At 54.8% G+C, this 21,781-nt stretch carries 17 protein-coding genes, 4 tRNA genes and 1 pseudogene; all 22 read left to right on the forward strand.

What is annotated here, in order from left to right; translation table 11 throughout:
• The first annotated feature begins 170 nt into the window (after positions 1-170).
• The 22 genes and pseudogenes from birA (at position 171) to rplC (ending at position 21,779) form a co-directional block, all read left to right on the forward strand.
• On the forward strand, positions 171-1,130 hold the full coding sequence (gene birA, locus J2X66_RS25630) for a bifunctional biotin--[acetyl-CoA-carboxylase] ligase/biotin operon repressor BirA (protein ID WP_310270287.1): 960 nt from the start codon (positions 171-173) through the stop codon (positions 1,128-1,130).
• On the forward strand, positions 1,120-1,869 hold the full coding sequence (locus J2X66_RS25635) for a pantothenate kinase (RefSeq protein ID WP_310270290.1): 750 nt from the start codon (positions 1,120-1,122) through the stop codon (positions 1,867-1,869). Before birA ends, J2X66_RS25635 begins: the two co-directional genes overlap by 11 nt.
• Positions 1,870-1,876: 7 nt before the next feature.
• Positions 1,877-2,317, forward strand: a pseudogene (locus J2X66_RS25640) (hypothetical protein).
• Positions 2,318-2,461: 144 nt separating this feature from the next.
• Positions 2,462-2,546 (forward strand) — tRNA-Tyr (locus J2X66_RS25645).
• Between the two features lie 24 nt (positions 2,547-2,570).
• Positions 2,571-2,644 (forward strand) — tRNA-Gly (locus tag J2X66_RS25650).
• A gap of 26 nt (positions 2,645-2,670) precedes the next feature.
• A tRNA-Thr gene (locus J2X66_RS25655) sits at positions 2,671-2,746 on the forward strand.
• A gap of 84 nt (positions 2,747-2,830) precedes the next feature.
• Positions 2,831-4,024 carry an elongation factor Tu gene (gene tuf / locus J2X66_RS25660; protein WP_027924378.1) on the forward strand — a complete coding sequence of 398 codons (1,194 nt, stop codon included), beginning with the start codon at positions 2,831-2,833 and terminating at the stop codon, positions 4,022-4,024.
• Positions 4,025-4,077: 53 nt separating this feature from the next.
• Positions 4,078-4,153 (forward strand) — tRNA-Trp (locus J2X66_RS25665).
• A 45-nt stretch (positions 4,154-4,198) separates the two neighbouring features.
• Positions 4,199-4,567 carry a preprotein translocase subunit SecE gene (gene secE / locus J2X66_RS25670; protein WP_007896620.1) on the forward strand — a complete coding sequence of 123 codons (369 nt, stop codon included), beginning with the start codon at positions 4,199-4,201 and terminating at the stop codon, positions 4,565-4,567.
• A gap of 9 nt (positions 4,568-4,576) precedes the next feature.
• Positions 4,577-5,110 carry a transcription termination/antitermination protein NusG gene (gene nusG / locus J2X66_RS25675; RefSeq protein WP_007896622.1) on the forward strand — a complete coding sequence of 178 codons (534 nt, stop codon included), beginning with the start codon at positions 4,577-4,579 and terminating at the stop codon, positions 5,108-5,110.
• A 117-nt stretch (positions 5,111-5,227) separates the two neighbouring features.
• Complete coding sequence (gene rplK / locus J2X66_RS25680) at positions 5,228-5,659, forward strand: 50S ribosomal protein L11 (RefSeq protein ID WP_007933726.1); 432 nt, start codon at positions 5,228-5,230, stop codon at positions 5,657-5,659.
• Positions 5,659-6,354, forward strand: coding sequence for a 50S ribosomal protein L1 (rplA, locus tag J2X66_RS25685; RefSeq protein ID WP_003186095.1), 696 nt, complete (start codon positions 5,659-5,661; stop codon positions 6,352-6,354). Before rplK ends, rplA begins: the two co-directional genes overlap by 1 nt.
• A 198-nt stretch (positions 6,355-6,552) precedes the next feature.
• Positions 6,553-7,053, forward strand: a complete 501-nt coding sequence (rplJ, locus tag J2X66_RS25690; protein WP_060541898.1) for a 50S ribosomal protein L10 — start codon at positions 6,553-6,555, stop codon at positions 7,051-7,053.
• A gap of 78 nt (positions 7,054-7,131) precedes the next feature.
• Positions 7,132-7,497 (forward strand): 50S ribosomal protein L7/L12, encoded by a 366-nt coding sequence (rplL, locus tag J2X66_RS25695; protein ID WP_310270296.1) that lies wholly within the window; start codon positions 7,132-7,134, stop codon positions 7,495-7,497.
• A gap of 220 nt (positions 7,498-7,717) precedes the next feature.
• Complete coding sequence (rpoB, locus tag J2X66_RS25700) at positions 7,718-11,791, forward strand: DNA-directed RNA polymerase subunit beta (protein WP_007946139.1); 4,074 nt, start codon at positions 7,718-7,720, stop codon at positions 11,789-11,791.
• 64 nt (positions 11,792-11,855) lie between these two features.
• On the forward strand, positions 11,856-16,055 hold the full coding sequence (gene rpoC / locus J2X66_RS25705; protein ID WP_007896632.1) for a DNA-directed RNA polymerase subunit beta': 4,200 nt from the start codon (positions 11,856-11,858) through the stop codon (positions 16,053-16,055).
• Between the two features lie 216 nt (positions 16,056-16,271).
• Positions 16,272-16,643, forward strand: a complete 372-nt coding sequence (gene rpsL / locus J2X66_RS25710) for a 30S ribosomal protein S12 (RefSeq protein WP_002555494.1) — start codon at positions 16,272-16,274, stop codon at positions 16,641-16,643.
• A 118-nt stretch (positions 16,644-16,761) separates the two neighbouring features.
• Positions 16,762-17,232 (forward strand): 30S ribosomal protein S7, encoded by a 471-nt coding sequence (rpsG, locus tag J2X66_RS25715; RefSeq protein WP_002555493.1) that lies wholly within the window; start codon positions 16,762-16,764, stop codon positions 17,230-17,232.
• A gap of 30 nt (positions 17,233-17,262) precedes the next feature.
• Positions 17,263-19,368, forward strand: coding sequence for an elongation factor G (gene fusA, locus J2X66_RS25720; protein WP_027926089.1), 2,106 nt, complete (start codon positions 17,263-17,265; stop codon positions 19,366-19,368).
• 30 nt (positions 19,369-19,398) lie between these two features.
• Entirely contained in the window at positions 19,399-20,592 is a 1,194-nt protein-coding gene (tuf, locus tag J2X66_RS25725; RefSeq protein WP_027924378.1) for an elongation factor Tu, read from the forward strand.
• A gap of 159 nt (positions 20,593-20,751) precedes the next feature.
• Positions 20,752-21,063 (forward strand): 30S ribosomal protein S10, encoded by a 312-nt coding sequence (gene rpsJ, locus J2X66_RS25730; protein ID WP_003186070.1) that lies wholly within the window; start codon positions 20,752-20,754, stop codon positions 21,061-21,063.
• Positions 21,064-21,143: 80 nt separating this feature from the next.
• Positions 21,144-21,779, forward strand: a complete 636-nt coding sequence (gene rplC, locus J2X66_RS25735) for a 50S ribosomal protein L3 (RefSeq protein WP_003186059.1) — start codon at positions 21,144-21,146, stop codon at positions 21,777-21,779.
• Positions 21,780-21,781: the final 2 nt, after the last annotated feature.

Genomic DNA, 21,781 nt, shown 5'->3' on the forward strand with positions numbered 1-21,781 from the left:
GGGTTTCCCCATGTGAGAGTAGGTCATCGTCAAGATTAAATTCCGAAACCCCTATCTGCGTATGCAGGTAGGGGTTTTGTTTTGCCCGCAGGAAATCCGTCTTGTCGGTTTTCTATGCAACGGCTCGGGGCATGGCTATCATGCGGGCCTCATTGTGAGGCGAGACTTGCATGCTGACGTTGTTAAAGCTTCTTAAAGATGGCCGGTTCCATTCGGGCCAGACCCTGGGTGCTGCACTGGGGATCAGTCGTAGTGCGGTGTGGAAGCAGCTTCAGCATCTAGAGGCTGAGCTTGGCTTGTCAGTTCATAAGGTGCGCGGTCGCGGATATCAGCTGGCTGCACCGTTGACGCTATTGGATCCTGTCGCCATATCGGACGAGGCGCCTGCTTGTGGCTGGCCAATTTTGCTCTTCGACTCAATAGACTCCACCAACGCTGAGGCCTTGCGCGCTATCGAGCGTGGTCAGGCTGCGCCATTTTTAGTGCTTGCTGAGCGCCAGACGGCTGGTCGCGGGCGGCGAGGGCGCAAGTGGGTCAGCCCTTTTGCAGAGAACGTCTATTACAGCCTGGTATTGCGCATTGACGGTGGAATGCGGCAGCTGGAGGGTTTGAGTCTCGTTGTCGGTCTTGCTGTCATGCAGACATTGCGAGCGCTCGGTGTCCCGGGAGCAGGGTTAAAATGGCCCAACGATGTTTTGGTGGGGCAGAAAAAGATCGCCGGGATATTGCTTGAATTGGTGGGTGATCCTGCGGATGTCTGTCACGTAGTGTTGGGTGTCGGAATAAACGTCAATATGCAGATGACTGAAGAGGTTGATCAGCTATGGACGTCAATGCGTCTGGAGTCAGGTAAGGCCTTTGATCGCAATCACCTGGTTTCGGAATTGGGCTCGATGCTCCAGAAATACCTCGCTCGACACCAGCTAGACGGATTTTCCTCTATCCAGTCGGAGTGGGAGCAAAACCATCTTTGGCAGGGGCGGGCAGTGTCTTTGATTGCTGGCGTAAGCCAGATAGATGGTGAGGTGTTGGGTATCGACAGTCAGGGGGCTTTGCGCTTGAAAGTAAATGGCGTTGAAAAAGTCTTTAGTGGTGGTGAGCTCAGTTTGAGGTTGCGCAATGATTCTTGAGCTCGACTGTGGAAACAGTTTTATCAAATGGCGTGTGCTCTGTGCAGATGTCCGGCGAGTGTTTAGTGAAGGTGTGGTTGATTCGGATGATGCTTTGTTGGAGAGCTTGAGTAATCTAGATGGGCTCGCACTTAAGCATTGTCGGTTGGTCAGCGTTAGAACGGCTGAAGAAACCGCTGCTTTAGCTTCTATATTGACCCAAGCTTTCGGTGTGTCCGTGGTATGCGCGACTCCAGCCCGCGAAATGGCCGGCGTACGCAACGGGTATGAGGAGTTTGAACGGTTAGGTCTCGATCGCTGGCTTGCGATGCTCGGAGGGTTTCATCTGGCTTCCGGTGCGTGTCTGGTGCTTGATTTCGGTACCGCTGTGACGGCCGACTTCATTGCAGCGGACGGAGAGCACCTCGGTGGCTTTATCTGCCCTGGGATGCCCTTAATGCGCAATCAGTTGCGAACCCATACGCGTAAAATTCGATACGGTGACCTGGCTGCCGAGCGCGCGCTCGAAAGTCTCGCTCCTGGCCGTACAACCGTCGAAGCGGTAGAGCGAGGGTGCTCTCTTATGCTGAGGGGATTTGTCCTGACTCAGCTGGAGTTGGCGCGTAGTTACTGGGGGGGGGAGTTTACTGTATTCCTTACCGGGGGCGATGCGACGCTGGTTTCCGGTGTCGTGCCCGAAGCCAGGCTGGTTCCAGACCTGATTTTTGTCGGTTTAGCGATGGCGTGTCCATTGTCCTGAGGTTTTTATGCGCTGGTTGTTCCTCTTGCTGCTCGTACTCAACGTCTTCTATTACATTTGGCATCAACAAGAGGCTCCGCTGCGGGCGAAAGATGTTACGCCTTTGAGCTTGTACAGAGGGGCGCAATAGGATATTCGCTTGTTAAGCGAGGCGGCTGATACGACTCGAGAAAAAGGAAAAGCCGCAGAGGCAGGTAATGGCTGTCTCTATTTGGGGGGCGTTGCTCGCCAGGAGAGCATCCTGCTGGTAGGACGCCGCCTGGGAGAGGTAGGTGTCAAGTATCAGTCTTTGCCGAAAGATGCCGTCGAGTCGTCTGGTTATTGGGTCCGCGTAGCTCCCGAAAGCCAGCGTTTGCTGGATGATTTGCAGCTGCTAAACCTTTCTAAAGAATTCAATGAGTTAAAACATAAAATAATGCCGTGTGAGGGGGTTGCACCGGCTGAATAGTTTGCATAGAATGGCGCCCGCTTCGCAGTGAAGACCTTTAGCGGTCAGCAATGCGAAAGCGGCGTCAACGCAGCTAACCTCAGGTTTTTAATGAGAAAAGTGCTTGACAGAAGGCTGGCATGATGTAGAATGCCGGCTCGCTTAGGAGGGGTTCCCGAGCGGCCAAAGGGATCAGACTGTAAATCTGACGTCTACGACTTCGAAGGTTCGAATCCTTCCCCCTCCACCAATTTTAGCGAGAGCTGCAAGCTCCGCGGGTATAGTTTAGTGGTAGAACCTCAGCCTTCCAAGCTGATGATGCGGGTTCGATTCCCGCTACCCGCTCCAAGTTTGCAGATCCTGCAAAGTGTTACGCTCTTGTAGCTCAGTTGGTAGAGCACACCCTTGGTAAGGGTGAGGTCAGCGGTTCAAATCCGCTCAAGAGCTCCATATAACAAGGCAGATATGAAAATATCTGCCTTTGTTTTAATGGTTGATATTACTTGCTCAATTCTTTTGTTGGGGGTTGTTTCGATGGCTAAGGAAAAGTTCGATCGTTCGCTGCCGCACGTTAACGTTGGTACTATTGGTCACGTTGACCATGGTAAGACTACGCTGACTGCTGCTCTGACTCGCGTTTGCTCCGAGGTTTTCGGTTCGGCCATCGTTGATTTCGATAAAATCGACAGCGCGCCAGAAGAAAAAGCTCGTGGTATCACCATCAATACCGCGCACGTCGAGTACAACTCGAAGATTCGTCACTACGCTCACGTTGACTGCCCAGGTCACGCTGACTATGTGAAGAACATGATCACTGGTGCTGCCCAGATGGACGGCGCTATCCTGGTTTGTTCGGCCGCTGATGGTCCGATGCCACAAACCCGTGAGCACATCCTGCTGTCCCGTCAGGTAGGCGTTCCGTACATCGTGGTTTTCCTGAACAAGGCTGACCTGGTAGACGACGCTGAGCTGCTGGAACTGGTTGAGATGGAAGTGCGTGATCTGCTGAGCACTTACGACTTCCCTGGCGACGACACTCCGATCATCATCGGTTCGGCGCGTATGGCTCTGGAAGGCAAAGACGACAACGAAATGGGCACCACTGCCGTTCGTAAGCTGGTTGAGACTCTGGACAGCTACATCCCAGAACCAGTTCGTCTGACCGACAAGCCGTTCCTGATGCCAATCGAAGACGTATTCTCGATCTCCGGTCGCGGTACTGTTGTGACTGGTCGTATCGAGCGCGGTATCGTTCGCGTTCAGGATCCACTGGAAATCGTTGGTCTGCGTGACACTACCGTCACCACCTGCACCGGTGTTGAAATGTTCCGCAAGCTGCTCGACGAAGGTCGTGCTGGCGAGAACTGCGGCGTGCTGCTGCGCGGCACCAAGCGTGACGACGTTGAGCGTGGCCAGGTTCTGGTTAAGCCGGGTTCGGTTAAGCCGCACACCAAGTTCACCGCAGAAGTTTACGTTCTGAGCAAGGAAGAAGGCGGCCGTCATACTCCGTTCTTCAAAGGCTACCGTCCACAGTTCTACTTCCGTACTACTGACGTGACCGGTAACTGCGAATTGCCAGAAGGCGTTGAAATGGTAATGCCAGGTGACAACATTCAGATGACTGTTACCCTGATCAAAACCATCGCGATGGAAGATGGTCTGCGTTTCGCTATCCGTGAAGGCGGTCGTACCGTCGGCGCTGGTGTCGTAGCCAAAATCATCGAGTAAATTGTTGTAATGTCTTTTTCGGGCCGGCATAATGGTCGGCCTGATTTTGTTTTAGGTCAGTAGCTCAATTGGCAGAGCGACGGTCTCCAAAACCGTAGGTTGGGGGTTCGATTCCCTCCTGACCTGCCAGATTCACTTGGTGTGTCTGGCTTTCTTTTCACAGGATCTTCATAGATGACTCCTAAAGCTGAAGCTCAAGGCTCTCGCTTCGATCTGCTCAAGTGGCTAGTAGTAGTCGCTTTGGTGGTTGTTGGCGTTGTTGGCAATCAGTATTACTCTGCTTCGCCGATCCTGTACCGTGTACTTGCACTGCTCGTCATTGCTGCTGTAGCTGCCTTTGTAGGCCTGCAGACAGTCAAGGGCAAGTCTTTCTTTGTACTGGTTAAGGAAGCTCGCACCGAGATTCGTAAAGTCGTATGGCCAACTCGCCAAGAAACCACGCAGACCACGTTGATTGTTGTGGCTGTTGTTCTGGTTATGGCGTTGCTGTTGTGGGGGCTTGATTCCCTCCTCGGCTGGCTTGTTTCCTTGATTGTCGGCTAAGGGTGTCCCGTGGCTAAGCGTTGGTACGTTGTGCATGCTTACTCCGGTTACGAGAAGCATGTCATGCGCTCGTTGGTAGAGCGCGTAAAGCTGGCTGGCATGGAAGATGGCTTCGGCGAAATTCTGGTTCCCACTGAAGAAGTGGTTGAAATGCGTAATGGCCAGAAGCGCAAAAGCGAGCGCAAGTTCTTCCCAGGTTACGTGCTGGTACAGATGGATATGAACGAGGGTACTTGGCACTTGGTCAAGGATACGCCTCGGGTGATGGGCTTCATTGGTGGTACTGCCGATAAGCCTGCGCCAATTACAGATAAAGAGGCAGAAGCAATTCTGCGTCGCGTCGCTGATGGTAGTGATAAGCCGAAGCCGAAGACATTGTTCGAGCCGGGCGAGTCGGTACGGGTCAATGACGGGCCGTTTGCTGATTTTACCGGCACGGTTGAAGAAGTTAATTACGAGAAGAGCCGGATCCAAGTGGCAGTGCTCATTTTCGGTCGCTCTACCCCGGTAGAGCTAGAGTTCAGCCAGGTCGAAAAGGTCTAGCTGAGCAAGCATCCCAACCCCGCAGCCCTAGGCTGTGGGGTTTTGTCGTCACTGGGATAAACGCGCAAGTAACCGGGGAGCCTTTCGAGGCGTTTGAACCCGTAATTGGAGTGCCTCATGGCCAAGAAAATTACCGCTTACATCAAGCTGCAAGTGAAGGCCGCTCAGGCTAACCCAAGCCCACCTGTTGGTCCTGCTCTGGGTCAGCACGGCGTGAACATCATGGAATTCTGCAAGGCCTTCAACGCCCGTACTCAGGGTCTTGAGCCAGGTCTGCCGACTCCAGTGATCATCACTGTCTACAGCGACCGTAGCTTCACTTTTGAAACCAAGTCCACCCCTGCTTCGGTTCTGCTGAAGAAGGCTGCTGGTCTGACTAGCGGTTCCGCTCGTCCGAACACCGTTAAGGTTGGCACCGTGACCCGTGCTCAGCTGGAAGAAATCGCGAAAACCAAAAACGCGGATCTGACTGCAGCTGATATGGAAGCAGCCGTGCGTACTATCGCCGGTTCTGCTCGTAGCATGGGCCTTAACGTGGAGGGTGTGTAATGGCTAAGTTGACCAAGCGTCAAAAGGCTATCGCCGGCAAAATCGAAGCAGGCAAGGCCTACAACTTTGTAGACGCTGCTGCTCTGCTGGCTGAGCTGTCGACTGTCAAGTTCAGCGAGTCGTTCGACGTTGCTGTTAACCTGGGTGTTGATCCGCGTAAATCTGACCAGGTTGTTCGTAGCGCTACTGTGCTGCCACACGGCACTGGCAAGACCGTTCGCGTTGCTGTGTTCACCCAGGGTCCAGCTGCTGAGGCCGCTCTGGCTGCCGGCGCTGACCGTGTAGGTATGGATGACCTGGCTGCCGAAATGAAAGGCGGCGACCTGAACTATGACGTAGTTATCGCATCCCCGGATGCTATGCGCGTTGTTGGTCAGCTGGGTCAGATCCTCGGTCCACGCGGCCTGATGCCTAACCCTAAAGTTGGCACCGTAACTCCAGACGTAGCTACCGCGGTTAAAAACGCCAAAGCTGGTCAGGTTCGTTATCGCACCGACAAAAACGGCATCATCCACACTTCCGTTGGCAAGATCGGCTTCGACGCCGTCAAGCTGAAGGAAAACGTTGAAGCCCTGATCGCTGACCTGAAGCGTATCAAGCCAGCTTCCTCGAAAGGCATTTACGTCAAGCGCGTTACCCTGAGCACCACTATGGGCCCAGGTCTGGTCATCGACCAGAGCTCGCTCGACGCGTAAGACACAGGTTGGCGCGAGCGATCGCGCCAATTGAAAGATTGGGGTCCCTGCCTGGCGGGGGCTATCCAAGACCGTAGGCGACGCAAGTCTTAAACCTCAAGCCTACGCAGATGGTGCTCCCGGTTCCTTACCGAATCAGACACCAAAACGACATCCGGCTTCGGCCAGATGAAACGGTAACAAGCAGGAGTTAAACCCGTGGCAATTAATCTCGAAGACAAGAAGGCCATCGTCGCTGAAGTCAACGAGGCTGCCAAAGTCGCTCTGTCCGCTGTCGTGGCTGATGCCCGTGGCGTAACAGTAGGCGCGATGACCGGACTCCGTAAAGAGGCTCGTGAAGCTGGCGTTTATGTACGTGTTGTACGTAACACCCTGCTCAAGCGCGCTGTTGCTGACACTGAATACAGTGTCCTCAACGACGTGTTCACCGGCCCGACTCTGATCGCGTTCTCCAAGGATCATCCTGGCGCTGCTGCCCGTTTGTTCAAGGAATTCGCCAAGAGTCAGGATAAGTTCGAGATCAAGGCAGCTGCGTTCGAGGGCAAGTTCCTCGCAGCTAACCAAATCGACGTACTGGCAACACTGCCGACCCGTGACGAAGCAATTTCTCAGCTGATGAGCGTGATTCAAGGCGCTACCAGCAAGTTGGCTCGTACTCTGGCTGCAGTTCGCGAGCAAAAAGAAGCTGCTGCAGCCTAAGGCTGAGTATCTCCTTTCGCGTATTTTTGTTTATTTCGATGGCCGCGTAGGCCGTCCCCCAATTCAGGAAATACAGTAATGTCTATCTCCCAAGAAGATATCCTCAACGCCGTAGCTGAAATGTCGGTTCTGCAGGTTGTTGAGCTGATCAAAGCTTTCGAAGAAAAATTCGGTGTTTCCGCTGCTGCTGCATCGGCTGGTCCAGCTGCTGCTGCCGCTGTTGTTGAAGAGCAAACCGAATTCAACGTCATGCTGACCGAAGCTGGCGAGAAGAAAGTAAACGTGATCAAGGCAGTACGTGAACTGACCGGTCTGGGCCTGAAAGAAGCCAAGGCTGTAGTTGACGGCGCTCCTGCCATGGTTCTGGAAGCTGTTTCGAAAGACGCAGCTGACAAAGCCAAAGCTACTCTGGAAGAAGCAGGCGCTAAAGTCGAGCTGAAGTAAGCATCGACTTTGCTCCTCCAGCCCGAGCGTAAAGCGAAAGGCTGATGGCTGGTGGCTCTTGCCACCGGCCTTTTTCCGTTATTGGCAGCCGACTGGGTCGGTGCTGATCACGAGCTGTAACCACCCGATGTGGTGGCGCAAACCATGGGGTTTGCACGATTTTCTGGCTGCTCCCGTCGGGAGGGGCCAAACAAGCAGGTGACCAAGCTGGGGAACGCTGATGGCTTACTCATATACTGAGAAAAAACGTATCCGCAAGGACTTTAGCAAGTTGCCGGACGTCATGGATGTGCCGTACCTCCTGGCCATCCAGCTGGATTCGTATCGTGAATTCTTGCAAGCGGGAGCGACTAAAGATCAGTTCCGCGACGTGGGCCTGCATGCGGCCTTCAAATCCGTTTTCCCGATCATCAGCTACTCCGGCAATGCTGCGCTGGAGTACGTCGGTTATCGCCTGGGCGAACCGGCATTTGATGTCAAAGAATGCGTATTGCGCGGTGTAACTTACGCCGTACCTTTGCGGGTAAAAGTGCGCCTGATCATTTTCGACAAAGAATCGTCGAACAAAGCGATCAAGGACATTAAAGAGCAAGAAGTCTACATGGGTGAAATCCCCCTGATGACTGAGAACGGTACCTTCGTAATCAACGGTACCGAGCGTGTAATCGTTTCCCAGCTGCACCGTTCCCCGGGCGTGTTCTTCGACCACGACCGTGGCAAGACGCACAGCTCCGGCAAACTGCTGTACTCCGCGCGCATCATTCCTTACCGCGGTTCGTGGCTGGACTTCGAGTTCGACCCGAAAGACTGCGTGTTCGTGCGTATCGACCGTCGTCGCAAGCTGCCTGCATCGGTACTGCTGCGCGCGCTCGGCTATACCACTGAAGAAGTGCTCGACGCGTTCTACACCACCAACGTTTTCCACCTGAGCGGCGAAACCCTCAGTCTGGAACTGATTGCTTCGCGTCTACGTGGTGAAATCGCTGTTCTTGATATTCAGGATGAGAAGGGCAAGGTCATCGTTGAGGCTGGTCGCCGTATTACTGCGCGCCACATCAACCAGATCGAAAAAGCCGGTCTCAAGACCCTGGAAGTGCCTCTGGACTACGTCCTGGGTCGCACTACCGCCAAGGCCATCGTGCATCCGGCAACCGGCGAAATCCTGGCAGAGTGCAACACCGAGCTGAACACCGAGATCCTGGCGAAAATCGCCAAGGCTCAGGTTGTTCGCATCGAAACTCTGTACACCAACGATATCGACTGCGGTCCGTTTGTCTCCGATACGCTGAAGATCGACTCCACCAGCAACCAATTGGAAGCGCTGGTCGAGATCTATCGCATGATGCGTCCAGGCGAGCCGCCTACCAAAGACGCTGCCGAGACCCTGTTCAACAACCTGTTCTTCAGCCCTGAGCGCTATGACCTGTCTGCGGTCGGCCGGATGAAGTTCAACCGTCGTATCGGTCGTACCGAGATCGAAGGTTCGGGCGTGTTGTGCAAAGAAGACATCGTTGCGGTATTGAAGACTCTGGTCGACATCCGTAACGGTAAAGGCATCGTCGATGACATCGACCACTTGGGTAACCGTCGTGTTCGCTGCGTAGGCGAAATGGCCGAGAACCAGTTCCGCGTTGGCCTGGTACGTGTTGAGCGTGCGGTCAAAGAGCGTCTGTCGATGGCTGAAAGCGAAGGCCTGATGCCGCAAGACCTGATCAACGCCAAGCCAGTGGCTGCGGCGGTGAAAGAGTTCTTCGGTTCCAGCCAGCTGTCCCAGTTCATGGACCAGAACAACCCGCTGTCCGAGATCACCCACAAGCGTCGTGTTTCTGCACTCGGCCCTGGCGGTTTGACTCGTGAGCGTGCCGGCTTTGAAGTTCGTGACGTACACCCGACTCACTACGGTCGTGTATGCCCGATTGAAACGCCGGAAGGTCCGAACATCGGTCTGATCAACTCCCTGGCCGCTTATGCGCGCACCAACCAGTACGGCTTCCTCGAGAGCCCGTACCGTGTGGTGAAAGACGCTCTGGTCACCGACGAGATCGTATTCCTGTCCGCCATCGAAGAAGCTGATCACGTGATCGCTCAGGCTTCGGCCACGATGAATGATAAGAAAGTCCTGATCGACGAGCTGGTAGCTGTTCGTCACTTGAACGAGTTCACCGTCAAGGCGCCTGAAGACGTCACCTTGATGGACGTATCACCGAAGCAGGTAGTTTCGGTTGCTGCGTCGCTGATCCCGTTCCTTGAGCACGATGACGCCAACCGTGCGTTGATGGGTTCGAACATGCAGCGTCAAGCTGTACCAACCCTGCGCGCTGACAAGCCGCTGGTCGGTACCGGCATGGAGCGTAACGTAGCTCGTGACTCCGGCGTTTGCGTCGTGGCTCGTCGTGGCGGTGTTATCGATTCCGTCGACGCCAGCCGTATCGTGGTTCGTGTTGCTGATGACGAAGTTGAAACCGGCGAAGCTGGTGTCGACATCTACAACCTGACCAAGTACACCCGCTCCAACCAGAACACCTGCATCAACCAGCGTCCGCTGGTGCGTAAAGGTGATCGGGTTCAGCGTAGCGACATCATGGCTGACGGTCCGTCCACCGACATGGGTGAACTGGCTCTGGGTCAGAACATGCGCATTGCGTTCATGGCATGGAACGGCTTCAACTTCGAAGACTCCATCTGCCTGTCCGAGCGTGTGGTTCAGGAAGATCGCTTCACCACGATCCACATTCAGGAACTGACCTGTGTGGCGCGTGACACCAAGCTTGGGCCAGAGGAAATCACTGCAGACATCCCGAACGTGGGTGAAGCTGCACTGAACAAACTGGACGAAGCCGGTATCGTTTACGTAGGTGCTGAAGTTGGCGCAGGCGACATTCTGGTCGGTAAGGTCACTCCGAAAGGCGAGACTCAACTGACTCCGGAAGAGAAGCTGTTGCGTGCCATCTTCGGTGAAAAAGCCAGCGACGTTAAAGACACCTCCCTGCGCGTGCCTACTGGCACCAAGGGTACCGTCATCGACGTACAGGTCTTCACCCGCGACGGCGTTGAGCGTGATGCTCGTGCACTGTCGATCGAGAAGACTCAACTCGACGAGATCCGCAAGGATCTGAACGAAGAGTTCCGTATCGTTGAAGGCGCAACTTTCGAACGTCTGCGTTCCGCTCTGGTCGGCCACAAAGCCGAAGGCGGCGCCGGTCTGAAGAAAGGTCAGGACATCACCGACGAAGTTCTCGACGGTCTTGAGCATGGTCAGTGGTTCAAACTGCGCATGGCTGAAGATGCTCTGAACGAGCAGCTCGAGAAGGCTCAAGCCTACATCGTTGATCGTCGCCGTCTGCTGGACGACAAGTTCGAAGACAAGAAGCGCAAACTGCAGCAGGGCGATGACCTGGCTCCAGGCGTGCTGAAAATCGTCAAGGTTTACCTGGCAATCCGTCGCCGCATCCAGCCGGGCGACAAGATGGCCGGTCGTCACGGTAACAAAGGTGTGGTCTCCGTGATCATGCCGGTTGAAGACATGCCGCACGATGCCAATGGCACCCCGGTCGACGTTGTCCTCAACCCGTTGGGCGTACCTTCGCGTATGAACGTTGGTCAGATCCTTGAAACCCACCTCGGCCTCGCGGCCAAAGGTCTGGGCGAGAAGATCAACCGGATGATCGAAGAGCAGCGCAAAGTGGCTGAGCTTCGTACCTTCCTGGACGAGATCTACAACCAGATCGGCGGTCGTAACGAAGATCTGGATAGCTTCTCCGACCAGGAAATCCTGGATCTGGCGAAGAACCTGCGTGGCGGCGTTCCAATGGCCACTCCAGTGTTCGACGGCGCCAAGGAAAGCGAAATCAAGGCCATGCTGAAACTGGCAGACCTGCCAGAAAGCGGCCAGATGCAGCTGACCGACGGCCGTACCGGCAACAAGTTCGAGCGCCCGGTTACTGTTGGCTACATGTACATGCTGAAGCTGAACCACTTGGTAGACGACAAGATGCACGCTCGTTCTACCGGTTCGTACAGCCTGGTTACCCAGCAGCCGCTGGGTGGTAAGGCGCAGTTCGGTGGTCAGCGTTTCGGGGAGATGGAGGTCTGGGCACTGGAAGCTTACGGTGCCGCTTACACTCTGCAAGAAATGCTCACAGTGAAGTCGGACGATGTGAACGGCCGTACCAAGATGTACAAAAACATCGTGGATGGCGATCACCGTATGGAGCCGGGCATGCCCGAGTCTTTCAACGTGTTGATCAAGGAAATTCGTTCCCTCGGCATCGATATCGATCTGGAAACCGAATAACACGTGACGCGAATCGAGAGCGGGGCAGGATTGCCCGCTCTCTGCTCCGCCAGGAGGAAAGGCCTTGAAAGACCTACTGAATTTGCTGAAAAACCAGGGTCAAGTCGAAGAGTTCGACGCCATCCGTATTGGATTGGCATCGCCTGAGATGATCCGTTCGTGGTCGTTCGGTGAAGTTAAAAAGCCGGAAACCATTAACTACCGTACGTTCAAACCTGAACGTGACGGCCTGTTCTGCGCCAAGATCTTTGGCCCGGTAAAGGATTACGAGTGCCTGTGCGGTAAGTACAAGCGCTTGAAGCACCGTGGTGTGATCTGCGAGAAGTGCGGCGTTGAAGTCGCGCTGGCTAAAGTTCGTCGTGAGCGCATGGCGCACATCGAACTGGCCTCGCCAGTTGCCCACATCTGGTTCCTGAAATCGCTGCCGTCGCGTATCGGCTTGCTGATGGACATGACCCTGCGTGATATCGAACGCGTTCTCTACTTTGAGAGCTATGTCGTTATCGATCCAGGCATGACCACCCTTGAAAAAGGTCAGCTGCTCAACGACGAGCAGTACTTCGAAGCGCTGGAAGAGTTCGGCGACGATTTCGATGCCCGCATGGGTGCCGAAGCTGTCCGTGAACTGCTGCACGCTATCGACCTGGAACACGAGATTGGCCGTCTGCGTGAAGAAATTCCGCAAACCAACTCCGAAACCAAAATCAAGAAGCTGTCCAAGCGTCTGAAGTTGATGGAAGCCTTCCAGGGTTCCGGCAACCTTCCTGAGTGGATGGTGCTGACCGTTCTGCCGGTTCTGCCGCCAGATCTGCGTCCACTGGTCCCGCTGGATGGCGGTCGCTTCGCGACTTCCGACCTCAACGATCTGTATCGTCGAGTGATCAACCGTAACAACCGCTTGAAGCGCCTGCTTGATCTGTCCGCTCCGGACATCATCGTGCGCAACGAAAAGCGTATGTTGCAGGAAGCCGTCGACGCACTGCTCGACAACGGTCGTCGTGGCCGCGCTATCACCGGTTCCAACAAGCGTCCTCTGAAATCCCTGGCTGACATGATCAAGGGTAAGCAAGGTCGTTTCCGTCAGAACTTGCTCGGTAAGCGGGTTGACTACTCCGGTCGTTCGGTAATTACCGTAGGTCCGACCCTGCGTCTGCACCAGTGCGGTCTACCTAAGAAGATGGCACTCGAGCTGTTCAAGCCATTCATCTTCGGCAAGCTGGAAATGCGCGGTCTCGCGACCACCATCAAAGCGGCCAAGAAAATGGTCGAGCGCGAACTGCCAGAGGTTTGGGACGTTCTCGCTGAAGTGATTCGCGAACACCCGGTTCTCCTCAACCGTGCACCGACCCTTCACCGTCTGGGTATCCAGGCGTTTGAACCGGTACTGATCGAAGGTAAGGCTATCCAGCTGCACCCTCTGGTCTGTGCTGCGTACAACGCCGACTTCGACGGCGACCAAATGGCCGTGCACGTACCGCTGACACTGGAAGCCCAGTTGGAAGCGCGTGCGTTGATGATGTCGACCAACAACATTCTGTCGCCAGCCAACGGTGAGCCAATCATCGTTCCTTCGCAGGACGTTGTATTGGGTCTGTACTACATGACTCGTGAAGCGATCAACGCCAAGGGCGAAGGTCGTGTGTTCGCGGATCTGCAGGAAGTTGACCGTGTGTTCCGTGCCGGCGAAGCCGCACTGCACGCTAAAGTCAAAGTGCGGATCAACGAAACCGTCAACGATCGTGATGGTGGCAGCGTCAAGAACACCCGTATCGTCGACACCACCGTCGGCCGTGCGCTGTTGTTCCAGGTTGTTCCACCTGGCCTGTCGTACGATGTCGTCAACCAGCCGATGAAGAAAAAGGCGATCTCCAAGCTGATCAACCAGTGCTACCGCGTGGTTGGTTTGAAAGAGACCGTGATTTTCGCTGACCAGTTGATGTACACCGGTTTTGCTTATTCGACCATCTCCGGCGTTTCCATCGGTGTTAACGACTTCGTTATCCCGGATGAAAAAGCCCGCATCATCGGTGCAGCCACCGACGAAGTGAAAGAGATCGAAAGTCAGTACGCCTCCGGCCTGGTAACCCAGGGCGAGAAGTACAACAAAGTGATCGACCTTTGGTCCAAGGCGAACGACGAAGTTTCCAAGGCGATGATGGCCAACCTCTCGAAAGAGAAGGTCATCGACCGTCATGGCGTCGAAGTCGACCAGGAATCTTTCAACTCGATGTACATGATGGCCGACTCGGGCGCACGGGGTTCTGCTGCGCAGATCCGTCAGCTCGCCGGTATGCGTGGCCTGATGGCCAAGCCGGACGGTTCCATCATTGAAACGCCGATTACTGCGAACTTCCGTGAAGGTTTGAGCGTACTTCAGTACTTCATCTCCACTCACGGTGCTCGTAAAGGTTTGGCGGATACCGCGTTGAAAACTGCGAACTCCGGTTACCTGACTCGTCGTCTGGTAGACGTGGCGCAGGATCTGGTAGTAACCGAGATCGATTGCGGCACCGAGCATGGCCTGGTAATGACTCCGCACATTGAAGGCGGTGACGTTGTTGAGCCGTTGGGTGAGCGCGTATTGGGTCGTGTTATTGCCCGTGACGTGTTCAAGCCAGGTACTGAAGAAATCATCGTTCCTGCCGGCACGCTGGTAGACGAGAAGTGGGTCGAGTTCATCGAGCTGAACAGCATCGACGAAGTGATCGTGCGTTCGCCGATCAGCTGCGAAACCCGCTACGGCATTTGCGCCAAGTGCTACGGCCGTGATCTGGCTCGTGGCCACCAGGTGAACATCGGTGAAGCGGTCGGCGTTATCGCTGCCCAGTCCATCGGTGAGCCGGGTACCCAGCTGACCATGCGTACGTTCCACATCGGTGGTGCGGCAAGCCGGACCTCCGCAGCTGATAGCGTTCAGGTGAAGAATGGCGGTACCGTCCGTCTGCACAACCTGAAGCACGTTGAGCGAGTGGATGGTTGCCTGGTTGCTGTGTCCCGTTCCGGTGAGCTGGCGATCGCTGATGACTTCGGTCGTGAGCGCGAGCGTTACAAGCTGCCGTACGGTGCTGTGATTTCGGTTAAAGAAGGTGACAAGGTCGACGCTGGCGCAATCGTGGCCAAGTGGGATCCGCACACTCACCCAATCGTTACCGAAATGAAAGGTACCGTGACCTACGTGGGCATGGAAGAAGGCATCACGATCAAACGTCAGACTGACGAATTGACCGGTATGACCAACATTGAAGTACTCGACGCCAAAGATCGTCCAGCTGCCGGTAAAGATATCCGTCCTGCTGTGAAGATGGTTGATGACAATGGCAAGGATCTCTTGCTGCCGGGTACCGATGTAATTGCTCAGTACTTCCTGCCTGCTAACGCCCTGGTCGGTGTAGCGGACGGTGCGAAAATCGCGATCGGTGATGTTATCGCTCGTATTCCGCAAGAGACTTCGAAGACCCGTGACATCACCGGTGGTCTGCCGCGTGTTGCCGACTTGTTCGAAGCACGTCGTCCGAAAGAAGCCTCGATTCTGGCTGAAGTCAGCGGCACCATCGCGTTCGGTAAAGAGACCAAAGGCAAGCGTCGTCTGGTCATTACCCCGAACGACGGTAGCGATCCGTACGAAGAGCTGATTCCGAAGTGGCGTCACCTGAACGTCTTCGAAGGCGAACAGGTAAACCGCGGCGAAGTTATCTCCGACGGCCCGAGCGATCCACACGACATCCTGCGTCTGCTGGGTGTGAGTGCGCTGGCCAAGTACATCGTGAACGAGATCCAGGACGTTTACCGTCTGCAAGGCGTGAAGATCAACGATAAGCACATCGAGACCATCCTGCGTCAGATGCTGCGTAAAGTTGAAATCGCTGAATCCGGCGATTCCAGTTTCATCAAGGGCGACCAGATGGAATTGACTCACGTTCTGGTAGAGAACGAGCGTCTGGCTGGCGACGAGAAATTCGTTTCCAAGTTCACTCGCGTGCTGTTGGGTATCACCAAGGCGTCGTTGTCCACCGAATCGTTCATCTCGGCGGCTTCCTTCCAGGAAACCACTCGCGTACTGACCGAAGCGGCGGTAACCGGCAAGCGCGATTACCTGCGCGGCCTGAAAGAAAACGTGGTCGTGGGTCGTCTGATCCCGGCGGGTACCGGTCTGGCTTATCACAGCGAGCGCAAGCGTCGCCGTGATGCTGACAAACCGTTGCGCGTAAGCGCCAGTGAAGTGGAAGCTGCACTGACCGAAGCGCTGAACTCTAGCGGTAACTGAGTTCTGCGATAAATGAGCGTAAGGCCCTGGCTGCTCCGTTCATCGAATCGAGACAATTTGTCGAGGTTGGATGGGTGGGGAGGTCGGGGCCTTGCCTTGACTGGGGACAAGATCCTCTTTAGACTCTTGTACCCCTAAATTTGGCGGGAATTCGTTCCTGCCATTTTGCTTTTCTTGCAAGACAATAGCGTCGCAAGACAACAGTGGAGCTAGTAGATGGCAACTATCAACCAGCTGGTACGTCAGCCGCGTAAGCGTATCGTCGAGAAATCCGACGTGCCTGCGCTGCAGAACTGCCCGCAACGTCGTGGCGTATGCACCCGTGTGTATACCACCACGCCGAAAAAACCTAACTCGGCACTGCGTAAAGTATGCCGTGTGCGTCTGACCAACGGTTTCGAGGTTTCCTCGTACATCGGCGGTGAAGGCCACAACCTGCAAGAGCACAGCGTGGTACTGATCCGCGGCGGTCGTGTAAAAGACTTGCCAGGTGTTCGTTACCACACCGTACGCGGTTCTCTGGATACTTCCGGCGTTAAAGGTCGTAACCAGGGTCGTTCGAAGTACGGTACCAAGAAGCCTAAGTAGTAGCGGCTTTTTGTAAAAACTGATTTTCTATTTTTCTGAGTCGATAAGAGTAAGGTCGGAGGCGTCCCGCAAGGGCACCGATTCCGAGCGAACCTGAAGACCGTTTGAGGGCTTATCCATGCCAAGAAGACGCGTAGCAGCCAAGCGCGAAGTGCTTGACGATCCAAAGTACGGCAGCCAGATCCTGGCCAAGTTCATGAACCACGTTATGGAAAGCGGCAAGAAAGCCGTTGCCGAACGTATCGTTTATGGCGCGCTGGAAAAAGTTAAAGAACGCAAGAACAGCGATCCCCTGGAAATCTTCGAGAAAGCTCTCGACGCCATCGCTCCGCTGGTCGAAGTAAAGTCGCGCCGTGTAGGCGGTGCTACTTACCAGGTTCCGGTCGAAGTTCGTCCGTCCCGTCGTAACGCTCTGGCAATGCGCTGGTTGGTAGACTTCGCCCGCAAGCGCGGCGAGAAGTCTATGGCTCTGCGTTTGGCTGGCGAACTGTTGGACGCCGCTGAAGGTAAAGGTGCTGCAGTTAAGAAGCGTGAAGACGTGCACCGTATGGCTGAAGCCAACAAGGCTTTCTCGCACTACCGCTTCTAATTTTAGCGTCACTAATTTTGCGAGGGCTTTATGGCTCGTACTACACCGATTAACCGCTACCGTAACATTGGTATCGTTGCTCACGTGGATGCTGGTAAAACCACCACCACCGAGCGCGTCCTTTTTTACACTGGCAAAAGCCACAAGATGGGCGAGGTGCATGACGGCGCCGCGACCACAGACTGGATGGTGCAGGAGCAGGAGCGTGGTATTACCATTACTTCTGCTGCTATTACCGCCTTCTGGCAGGGTTCCGAGAAGCAGCACAAGGACCAATACCGTTTCAACGTCATCGACACCCCGGGCCACGTTGACTTCACTATTGAAGTTGAGCGTTCCCTGCGTGTTCTCGACGGCGCGGTCGTTGTGTTCTGCGGCACCTCGGGTGTTGAGCCTCAGTCGGAAACCGTATGGCGTCAAGCCAACAAATACGGCGTTCCACGTCTTGTTTACGTAAACAAGATGGACCGTGCTGGTGCCAACTTCCTGCGTGTGATCGGCCAGATCAAGCAGCGTCTGGGTCACACTCCGGTGCCGATTCAATTGGCCATCGGTTCCGAAGACAACTTCCAGGGTCAGATCGATCTGATGGCTATGGAAGCTGTTTACTGGAATGACTCTGACAAAGGCATGGTTCCAGTTCGTAAGCCTATCCCTGCTGAACTGCAGGAGCTGGCTAACGAATGGCGCGGCAACATGATTGAAGCTGCGGCAGAAGCCAGCGAAGAGCTGATGAACAAGTACCTCGAAGGTGAAGAGCTCACCAACGCGGAAATCAAAGCGGCTCTGCGTCAGCGTACTATCGCTGGTGAGATCGTTCTGGCTGTTTGCGGTTCTTCCTTCAAGAACAAGGGTGTTCCCCTGGTTCTCGACGCCGTTATCGACTACCTGCCTGCTCCAACCGACATTCCTGCCATCAAGGGTACTGACCCGGATGACGAGACCAAGGAAATGGAGCGTCACGCAGACGACAGCGAGCCGTTTTCGGCTCTGGCGTTCAAGATCGCTACCGACCCATTCGTGGGTACCTTGACCTTTGTTCGAGTTTACTCGGGCGTGTTGGCCTCCGGCGACGGCGTGATCAACTCGGTTAAGGGCAAGAAAGAGCGCGTGGGTCGTATGGTGCAAATGCACGCAAACGCCCGTGAAGAAATCAAGGAAGTGCGCGCTGGTGACATCGCGGCCTTGATCGGCATGAAGGACGTCACCACTGGTGAGACTTTGTGCAACGCTGACAAGCCAATCATCCTGGTTCGTATGGACTTCCCGGAGCCGGTTATTTCGGTTGCCGTAGAGCCTAAGACCAAGGATGACCAGGAAAAAATGGGTATCGCTCTGGGCAAGCTTGCTCAGGAAGATCCATCTTTCCGCGTCAAAACCGATGAAGAGACTGGTCAAACGATCATCTCCGGCATGGGCGAGCTGCACCTGGACATCCTGGTTGACCGGATGCGCCGTGAGTTCAACGTCGAAGCCAACATTGGTAAGCCTCAGGTTTCCTATCGTGAGCGCATCACGAAGAACTGTGAAATCGAAGGCAAATTCGTTCGTCAATCCGGCGGTCGTGGTCAGTTCGGCCATTGCTGGATTCGTTTTGCTCCTGCTGACGAAGGTCAGGAAGGTCTGCAATTCGTGAACGAAGTCGTGGGTGGTGTGGTTCCTAAGGAATACATCCCGGCGATCCAGAAGGGTATCGAAGAGCAGATGAAGAACGGCGTTGTTGCCGGCTATCCGCTGATCGGCCTGAAGGCTACCGTGTTTGATGGTTCTTACCACGACGTCGACTCCAACGAGATGGCGTTTAAGGTGGCTGCTTCCATGGCGACCAAGCAACTGGCCCAGAAGGGCGGTGGTGAGTTGCTCGAGCCGATCATGGCGGTAGAGGTTGTTACGCCTGAAGACTATATGGGTGACGTGATGGGCGACCTTAACCGTCGTCGCGGCATGATTTTGGGTATGGAAGACACGGTCTCCGGCAAAGTAATTCGCGCCGAAGTTCCGCTGGGCGAGATGTTCGGTTATGCGACCGACGTTCGTTCCATGTCCCAGGGTCGCGCAAGCTACTCTATGGAATTCAAAAAATACAATACAGCTCCGTCGCACATCGTCGAAACTGTTACCAAAAAACAAGGCTGATTCAGCCCTTTAGGCAAGGAGTTAATTGTCGTGGCTAAAGAAAAATTTGATCGTTCCCTACCGCACGTCAACGTTGGCACCATCGGTCACGTTGACCACGGTAAAACCACTCTGACTGCAGCTCTGACTCGCGTCTGCTCCGAAGTATTCGGTTCGGCCATCGTTGATTTCGATAAAATCGACAGCGCGCCAGAAGAAAAAGCTCGTGGTATCACCATTAACACCGCGCACGTCGAGTACAACTCGAAGATCCGTCACTACGCTCACGTTGACTGCCCAGGTCACGCTGACTATGTGAAGAACATGATCACTGGTGCTGCCCAGATGGACGGCGCTATCCTGGTTTGTTCGGCCGCTGATGGTCCGATGCCACAAACCCGTGAGCACATCCTGCTGTCCCGTCAGGTAGGCGTTCCGTACATCGTGGTTTTCCTGAACAAGGCTGACCTGGTAGACGACGCTGAGCTGCTGGAACTGGTTGAGATGGAAGTGCGCGATCTGCTGAGCACTTACGACTTCCCTGGCGACGACACTCCGATCATCATCGGTTCGGCGCGTATGGCTCTGGAAGGCAAAGACGACAACGAAATGGGCACCACTGCCGTTCGTAAACTGGTTGAGACTCTGGACAGCTACATCCCAGAACCAGTTCGTCTGACCGACAAGCCGTTCCTGATGCCAATCGAAGACGTATTCTCGATCTCCGGTCGCGGTACTGTTGTGACTGGTCGTATCGAGCGCGGTATCGTTCGCGTTCAGGATCCACTGGAAATCGTTGGTCTGCGTGACACTACCGTCACCACCTGCACCGGTGTTGAAATGTTCCGCAAGCTGCTCGACGAAGGTCGTGCTGGCGAGAACTGCGGCGTGCTGCTGCGCGGCACCAAGCGTGACGACGTTGAGCGTGGCCAAGTTCTGGTTAAGCCGGGTTCGGTTAAGCCGCACACCAAGTTCACCGCAGAAGTTTACGTTCTGAGCAAGGAAGAAGGCGGCCGTCATACTCCGTTCTTCAAAGGCTACCGTCCACAGTTCTACTTCCGTACTACTGACGTGACCGGTAACTGCGAATTGCCAGAAGGCGTTGAAATGGTAATGCCAGGCGATAACATTCAAATGACTGTTACCCTGATCAAAACCATCGCAATGGAAGACGGTCTGCGCTTCGCTATCCGTGAAGGCGGCCGTACCGTTGGTGCTGGCGTTGTAGCTAAAATCATCGAGTAATTATCTCTTCTGAGATAGCTCGATTTTTTTGAGAGGGCCCCCGCTTAGCGGGGGCCTTTTTTATTGGGTTGACACCTATCTGGGGCGTCTATAGAATTGCGCCTCCTTTTAACGGGCGTATTGCGCTCGGTGGGAATAGCAGCCGGAGTCTGAAATCCAATGCAAAATCAGCAAATCCGTATCAGGTTGAAGGCTTTTGACCATCGCCTGATCGACCAATCCACCCAGGAAATCGTGGAAACCGCGAAACGTACTGGTGCTCAAGTGCGTGGTCCAATTCCACTGCCTACCCGTAAAGAGCGGTTCACCGTTCTGGTCTCCCCGCACGTCAACAAAGACGCGCGTGACCAGTACGAGATCCGTACTCATAAGCGCGTTCTGGACATCGTCCAGCCAACGGATAAAACCGTTGATGCTCTTATGAAGCTTGATCTTGCGGCCGGTGTGGAAGTGCAGATCAGCCTCGGCTAAGACTCGGTCTTAGTCGTGTAACGCTCTGAAATGGGCGGCCATAGCGGGTGAAAGCCCCGTACACTCATGAGGTTTACAACATGACTATTGGTGTAGTCGGTCGTAAATGCGGTATGACCCGTATTTTCACCGAAGAAGGTGTCTCCATTCCGGTCACGGTCATTGAGATCGAACCGAATCGCGTCACCCAGTTCAAAACTGAAGAGACCGATGGCTATCGTGCAGTGCAAGTCACTGTAGGCGAGCGTCGTGCTTCGCGTGTTACAGCTGCTCAAGCTGGCCACTTCGCTAAAGCGAACGTTGCCGCTGGTCGCACCGTAATGGAATTCCGCCTTGAAGAAGGCGAGTACCAGGCCGGCGATCTGATCAACGCTGAAATCTTCGCTGCTGGTCAACTGGTTGATGTAACCGGTCAGTCCAAGGGTAAAGGCTTCCAGGGTACGATCAAGCGTTGGAACTTCCGCGGGCAAGATAATACCCACGGTAACTCCGTGTCCCACCGCGTTCCAGGCTCTATCGGCCAGTGCCAGACTCCTGGTCGTGTATTCAAGGGCAAAAAAATGTCCGGTCATATGGGCGCTGAGCGCGTGACCGTGCAGTCCCTCGAAGTAGTGCGCGTGGACGCTGAACGCAATCTGTTGTTGGTCAAGGGCGCTGTTCCTGGCGCTACTGGCGGCAACTTGGTTGTACGTCCAGCAGCCAAGGCTCGCGGTTAAGG

This window comes from Pseudomonas sp. 3296, from assembly GCF_031456615.1.
Classification (GTDB): Bacteria; Pseudomonadota; Gammaproteobacteria; order Pseudomonadales; family Pseudomonadaceae; genus Aquipseudomonas; species Aquipseudomonas mucoides.